Annotated in this window: 6 protein-coding genes; all 6 read right to left on the bottom strand. The window is 64.9% G+C overall.

The genetic code is table 11. From position 1 onward, the window contains the following. On the bottom strand, positions 1-570 hold a 570-nt coding region (locus tag ACIQ2E_RS11375; protein ID WP_398330444.1), incomplete at its 3' end, for an ABC transporter ATP-binding protein. 13 nt (positions 571-583) lie between these two features. Beyond that, positions 584-2590 carry a nitrate ABC transporter ATP-binding protein gene (locus ACIQ2E_RS11380; protein WP_398330447.1) on the bottom strand — a complete coding sequence of 669 codons (2007 nt, stop codon included), beginning with the start codon at positions 2588-2590 and terminating at the stop codon, positions 584-586. Positions 2591-2592: 2 nt separating this feature from the next. After that, the gene (gene ntrB / locus ACIQ2E_RS11385) at positions 2593-3435 is read right to left on the bottom strand and encodes a nitrate ABC transporter permease (protein ID WP_398330450.1); all 843 of its coding nucleotides are present in this window, start codon (positions 3433-3435) and stop codon (positions 2593-2595) included. Positions 3436-3551: 116 nt separating this feature from the next. Beyond that, positions 3552-4856, bottom strand: coding sequence for a CmpA/NrtA family ABC transporter substrate-binding protein (locus ACIQ2E_RS11390; RefSeq protein WP_398330454.1), 1305 nt, complete (start codon positions 4854-4856; stop codon positions 3552-3554). A gap of 189 nt (positions 4857-5045) precedes the next feature. Further along, positions 5046-5573, bottom strand: a complete 528-nt coding sequence (locus tag ACIQ2E_RS11395; protein ID WP_398330457.1) for a nitrate reductase associated protein — start codon at positions 5571-5573, stop codon at positions 5046-5048. A 6-nt stretch (positions 5574-5579) separates the two neighbouring features. Further along, positions 5580-6518, bottom strand: a 939-nt coding sequence (locus tag ACIQ2E_RS11400; protein ID WP_398330460.1) for an anthranilate phosphoribosyltransferase family protein, incomplete at its 5' end; no start/stop codon positions are given.

Genomic DNA, 6518 nt, shown 5'->3' on the forward strand with positions numbered 1-6518 from the left:
CTGCAACTCCTCCTTGGTGATCGCATCGAGGGCGCCGAAGGGTTCATCGAGCACCAGCACTTCCGGCCGCACCGCCAGGGCCCGGGCGATGGCCACCCGCTGCCGCATGCCGCCTGAAATCTGGGCCGGCCGTTTGTGGCGCGCTTCGATTAAACCCACCATCTCCAGGTGATGGTCCACGGTTTGGGCGCGGGCGGCAGCATCCAGTTCGGGCCGAGCTGCTTTCACCGCTAGATCCACGTTCTGCTCCACCGTTTTCCAGGGCAGCAGCGAATAGTTCTGGAACACCACCATCCGGTCGGGGCCGGGGCGATCGATCGGTACATCCCGCAGGGTGACGCTGCCGCTGCTGGGTTGCAGGAAGCCCGACACCATGTTGAGCAGCGTGCTTTTGCCGCAGCCTGAGTGGCCGATCACGCAGATGAATTCACCCTGGGCCACCTCAAGGTTGATCTCCTTGAGGGCCTCAAAGGGGCCCCGCGGGGTGTTGAACACCTGCCCCACATTGTTGAAGGAGAGGTAGGGCTGCTGGCGCTGCTCGGTGGTGGCGCGTAGGGGGGCACGGGTCATGGCGCTGGTCATCTCAATGGGCAGCGATGGGGCGTGGGCTCGAACCGGTGGGCAGCTGAATGCTTTCCAGGGCCGTGGCTCGGCAGTAGGGCAACTGGTTCAGGTAATCGAGCGGGTTGTCCTGGTCGAAGGCCACGCCATCCGCCAGGGCAAAGGGCGCACGTTCCGGCCTGAGGTCGGCGAAACCGGCGCGCTCGATCGCGCGGCTGCAGAGGTCGCTGCGATACACCTGGCTGAGCAGTTCCAATCGGTTGGAGGGGAAGGCACTCCAGCCCCAGCGGCTGAACTGAGTGAGGATCCAGCTGCCTTCCGCGGCGTTGGCCAGGTGAGCCCTGTCGCTGTGGAAGCGATTCAAAGGAAGGCGCACGCCGCTGGGCTCATCGGTGCCCAGATCGAACTGGCGCTGCAGGGCCAAGGCAGAGCCACTCCCCAGCCATTGGGCAGCCCCCAGCAGCGACACCAGCTGATCGTGCTCGGCTGGGTCTTCACAGATCTGGCCGCCGCGCATCAGAGCGGCGCAGAGGTTGAGCAGGGCCTCCTGGTGGTTCAGGGCCCAGTCCTCATGGCAGGTGAGCACCTTCTCCGGATGGCCGCCCCAGATGTCGAGGTCGGTGGCGAGCACGGTGGTGAGACCGGCTTCCACCGCCTTGGCCACCCGGTAGCGACCGGCGATGAAACCATCGATCTCGCCTGCCCGCAGGGTGGCTTCCATCGCCATCGGTGAGAGGGCGAGCAGCTCCACATCGCCATCGGGATCAATGCCTCCGCTGGCGAGCCAATGGCGCAGCAACAGCTCCTGCATGTTGCCTTTCTGGGCCACGGCTAAACGCAGTGGCCATTCGCGGCCCTTGAGCCGCTCGGCCAGGCTGCTGAGGTTGTGGATGCCCAGGTCGCTGAAGCGCCGGGCGAGGCACAGAGCATTGCCGCTGCGGGTCACCGTCATCGGGGTGATTGCTGGCCAAGCGGGCTCGCCATCGAGGCCGAGGGTGAGGGCCAATGGCGTGGTGGCGGAGGTGATCGCCACATCCAGTTCGCCCTTGCGCAGCTCGTCTTCGAGGCTCTGCCAGCGGTCGAAGGCCACGGGCTTCAGCTCGATACCGCGATCGCTCAGGAAACCGCGCTTCATCGCCACCGCCAGCGGGGCGATATCGAGGCCCGGCAGATAGCCAAGGCGCACCGTTTCCAGATCCGGCGTGGCCACCGGTACCACCGGGGTGTTGCGTTGCTTGCGTTGTTTGAGGCGCCGCTGCTGCTGCAGGAAGCCGATCAGTTCGCTGCGGAGCTGGTAGTAATCGGGGTGGTTCATCACCTCGAGTCGCTGGCGCGGCCGCGGCAATGGCACCTGCAGAATCTGGCCGATGCCGGCTTCCGGTCCGTTGGTGAGACACACCACCCGATCGGAGAGCAGCAGCGCCTCGTCCACGTCGTGGGTCACCATCACGGTGGTGACGCCGGCCTGCTGGCAAATCTGCATCAGCTGTTGCTGCAGATTGCCGCGGGTGAGGGCATCAAGGGCGCCGAAGGGTTCATCCAGCAGCAGCAACCGGGGGCGAATCGCCAGGGCCCGGGCGATCGCCACCCGCTGCTTCATGCCGCCGGAGAGTTCACCGGGGTACTTCTCGGCGGCATGGCCGAGGCCCACCAGCTGGATGCTCTGCTCGATCCGCTCGCGCTGCTCGGCCGCCGAGGCGGCGGTCATCACGTTGTTCACTGCGAGGGCGATGTTCTGGCGCACGGTCTGCCAGGGCAGCAGCGAATAGTTCTGGAACACCACCATCCGGTCGGGGCCGGGATCGGTGACCTGGCGTCCGTCCATCAAGATGCCGCCGCTGCTCGCCTGGGTAAGGCCGGCCATCAGGTTGAGCAGGGTTGATTTGCCGCAACCGGAGTGGCCGATCAGCGAGATGAATTCACCTTCGCTGACGCTGAGGTCGATGTCCTTCAGGGCCACATAACGGCCGCCGTTATCGAGGGGAAAAACCTGGGTGACGTCGTCAACCGTGAGTAAAGCAACGGTCATCGTCAGTTGCCTCCCTTGGCGACACGGCTGCCCACATAGGCCACAAGCCGATCGAGAGCAAGGCCCACAACGCCCACATAAAGAATGGCGAGGATGATCTGGCTCGAGCTGGAATCGCCGCCGGCGTTGTAGGCATCCCAGATGAAGTAACCGATGCCGCCGTCGGCCTTGAGCATTTCAGCGGCCACAATCGCCAGCCAAGCCAGACCCACCGAGATCCGCAGACCGGTGAACACATAAGGCACGGTGGCCGGGATCACGATGTTGCGGATGTAGGCGCCTTTGCGCAGACGAAGGACGCGAGCCACGTTGGTGTAGTCCTGCGGGATTTCGCGAATCCCCACAGCGGTGTTGATGATGATCGGCCAGATGGCGGTGATGAAGATCACGAAGATTGCCGAAGTGTTGGCGTCTTGGAACACCATCAGAGAGATCGGGAACCAGGCCAGGGGCGGCACGGTGCGCAGCACCTGAATCACCGGATCGAGGCCTTTGCCGATGAAGCGGTTGAGGCCGAGAATGCCACCGATGGCGATCCCGACCACCGCTGCCAGGCCATAGCCCATGGCCACCCGTTGCAGTGAGATCAGGATCTGCCAGCCCAGGCCTTTGCTGGTGCCGCCATCATCAAAGAACGGCTGGCTGATGTAGGGATCCCAGGTATCCACGATCACGTTGATCGGACCCGGCAGCCGTGCCACGCCGAGGATCAGCGAAAGGATCTGCCAGGCGATGAGGAACCCGCCGATGCAGATCAGATAGGGCATCAGGCTGCGCAGTCCTGGTTGCAGGCGGCGCAGTTTCGACGATCGTCTGGAACGGCTGGCGGGCGTGATCGCGGTCATTGTGGGCTTGAATGAAGACAAGAGAACTCCATCGGCCGCTGCGGTAGCGGGCGTTGAAGGTGTGGCAACGGATGGAAAAGGCGGAGGGGGGATTCCGCAGACCCCCCCGGCCGGCATCAGCTCATGGCCTTGATCTTGAGGCCATCGAGGTAGGCCTGCGGGTTCTCGGGATCGAACACCACGCCGTCGAAGAAGGTTTCCTTGCCACGGGAATCGCTGGCGGGAATGGCTGCCTGCTGGCCGATAGCTGTTGCTGCTTCCTTCCAGAGGTCGGCGCGGTTCACCTTGTTCACCAGTGCGTTGATATCGGTGTTGACCGGCAGGTAACCCCAGCGCATGTCTTCGGTCACGAACCAGGCGTCGTGGCTCTTGTAGGGGAAGGAGGCGTTCTCGCTCCAGAAGCGCATCTTCAGTGGGCTGTTCTTCACCACGCGGCCGTCGCCGTAGTCGATGTCACCTGCAAGGCGAGGCTTGATGTCCGCCACGCTTGCCTTGAAGTACTTGTCCTTCGAGGTGATTTCGCAGAGCTCGTTGAGGTTGGCGGGGTCCTCACACCACATCTGGGCTTCCTGCACGGCCATCAGCAGTGCCTTGGCAGCCTTGGGGTTCTGGTCAACCCAGTCCGCCCGCATCGAGAAGGCCTTCTCGGGGTGGAATTTCCACAGTTCACCGGTCACGGCGGCTGTATAGCCCAACTTCTTGTTTACAAGACGCTGGTTCCAGGGCTCACCCACGCAGAAGGTGTCCATGGTTCCGGTCTGCATGTTCGCCACCATCTGCGGCGGGGGCACCACCACGAGGTCGGCGTCCTTGTTGGGGTCGATTCCGTTGGCGGCGAGCCAATAGCGCATCCACAGATCGTGGGTGCCGCCGGGGAAGGTGACGGCAGCCTTGAACTTCTTGCCTTTGCTGCTGGCTTGCTGTGCGGCCTTGGTGAGGCCAGCTTTGTTGTCAATGGTGAGTTTGTCGCCAAGGAAGTCCTTGGACACTGAGAGGCCTTGGCCCTGCAGGTTGAGCCGCGCCAGGGTGTACATCGGCAGCGGCTGCTTGCTCTTGGTGATCGTGCCGGCCGTGAGCAGCAGGGGCATCGGCGAGAGAATGTGTGCGCCATCGATGCCGCCCTTGGCGCTACCCAGCTCCAGGTTGTCGCGCGTGACCGCCCAGGAGGTTTGCTTCACCACCTTCACGTCGGGCATGCCGTGCTTGGCGAAGAAGCCCTTCTCCTTGGCGATGATCAGCGGAGCCGCGTCGGTGAGGGCAATGAAGCCCAGGGTGGCGCCGGGAACCTCCGGTGCATCAGCTCCGCTGGCTGTGCTGGCGGTGGGAGCTTTCTTGCTGCTGCCGCAGGCGGCCAGCCACATGGCACCGGCCGCAGAACCGGCGGCGGTGATCAGAAATTTGCGGCGCGACAGGTTCGACATGGGCGCGAAGCGTCTGGTGAAGGAACGAACTGAACAACGGACGCCAGAAGCCTGCGGCGGCATGGCAGCCGTAATCCAGTAGGCACTCACAACAACGGGCTGCCGCCTGGAAGGAATAACGCGTTGGCGCCAATGCTGACCAACGGATCCAAGAGATCACGCACGGTTGGCCGGTGCTGGTGCTCGTTGCTACGAAATTTCGCTTTGGGCGTCGCGTTGGTGCCCTAGGGAACCATCACTCAGTGCCCGTGGCGGCAGCAACTCGGCAAACGCGGCCTCGAGGTTGTGGTGGTCGTGCCCCGGGCGGGCCAGTTTGCACAGGGCAAAGCGCTCCAGTTCCCCCAGCTCGGCCCACTGCTGAGCGCTCAGCGCCACCTGCCGTTGCTGGGCAGCCCGCTGCACCTGATCAGGTATGGGCTCCGATCGCTGCCAGGGTTCCGCCACCGCCACGGGCAGCGGCCGTGCTTCGCCGTCGGCCATGGGCCGCGTCCAGGTCTGGAGTTGGGTGCGCAGCTGCTGCAGCGCCTCGGCCTGGTCGGGCCAGTCGACCAGCTCTTGGCGTTGGGCCTGGCTCAGCTCCAGCCAGTGGCTGAGCTTGAGCTTGAGCCCGATCAGATCCAGCTTGCGACGCACGCATAAGGGGATGCAGCGCCAGGAACCCACAAAGTCGTGCTCAAAGGCAAAGCAGTGGCTGGCTTGCAGGCGCGGCGATGCCATGGCAGCTCAGTTCAGCGTATGGCGCATCCGCTCGAGCTGCCGCAGGGCGGCTCCGCTGTGCAGCAGCGCTTCGGCCTGCTCCACGCCTTCGGGAAGGCTGGCGGCTGCGCCGGCTTGCCAGAGGTAGGTACCAGCGTTCCAGCGCAGTGCTGCCGCCAGCTCGCCTTGCCCGCCCAGGCCGGCCAGGGCCTGTTGGCTCCACTGCTCCAGGCTGTGCCAGGCGGGATCGGCGCCGTAGCAGCCGTGATCGCGCGGATGCAGCACCAAGCGCTCGGGTTGCTGATCGGGGCGCACACGGCCGGTCACACAGGCCCGGCTGATGGGGAGGTCGGTGCTGCCTTCCAGGCCCTTCACGGTGAACACGTTGGTTTCGCCGGCCAGCTGCAGCGCGGCCCAGGCCCGGGCTTCGGTGGGGGGATGCACGAAGCCGCTCACCAGCAGGTGGGAGCCATGGTGGGCTGTCCACATCAGTTCGAGGCTGGCCAGCGGCGGCCGTTTGCCGATCTCATCGCGGTAGGGGATCAGCTGTTCCGCGGCGGGGAAGTGATCCGGCTGATGCAGCAGGGCCAGGTTGCAGCGGTCCAGGCTGTTCTGCAGCCACTCCAGGCTGCGCCCGGTGAGCACCAGGCCCAGGCTGGCGAACAGTTCAGCGCCCGTTACGCCGTATTTCACCGGCATGCGGCCGGAGCCTTGCAGCACCACCGGGATGTCGGCCGCAGCCAGCACCAGGGCGGTGAGCGGGTAGATCGGTGCGGTGCGGCTGCGCCCGTCGAAAGGCATGCCGAAGCACAACGCGGCTGTGCGGCTGGTGAGCACCGGCCCGCGCCGCCGATACACATCCAGCATCCCCGTGAGTTCCTGGGGTTCGGGCCGGCGGATGCGATGGGCGATCAGAAAGGCGCCGATCTGGGCCGGCGTGGCGATGCCATCGAGCATCAGCTCCAT

It is taken from the genome of Vulcanococcus sp., assembly GCF_044369115.1.
Taxonomy (GTDB): domain Bacteria; phylum Cyanobacteriota; class Cyanobacteriia; order PCC-6307; family Cyanobiaceae; genus Vulcanococcus.

Excerpts from the sequence above, each read along its gene's own strand:
- ACIQ2E_RS11380 (WP_398330447.1), bottom strand. The coding sequence starts at position 2,590 with ATGACCGTTGCTTTACTCACGGTTGACGACGTCACCCAGGTTTTTCCC.
- ntrB (WP_398330450.1), bottom strand. The coding sequence starts at position 3,435 with ATGACCGCGATCACGCCCGCCAGCCGTTCCAGACGATCGTCGAAACTG.
- ACIQ2E_RS11390 (WP_398330454.1), bottom strand. The coding sequence starts at position 4,856 with ATGTCGAACCTGTCGCGCCGCAAATTTCTGATCACCGCCGCCGGTTCT.
- ACIQ2E_RS11395 (WP_398330457.1), bottom strand. The coding sequence starts at position 5,573 with ATGGCATCGCCGCGCCTGCAAGCCAGCCACTGCTTTGCCTTTGAGCAC.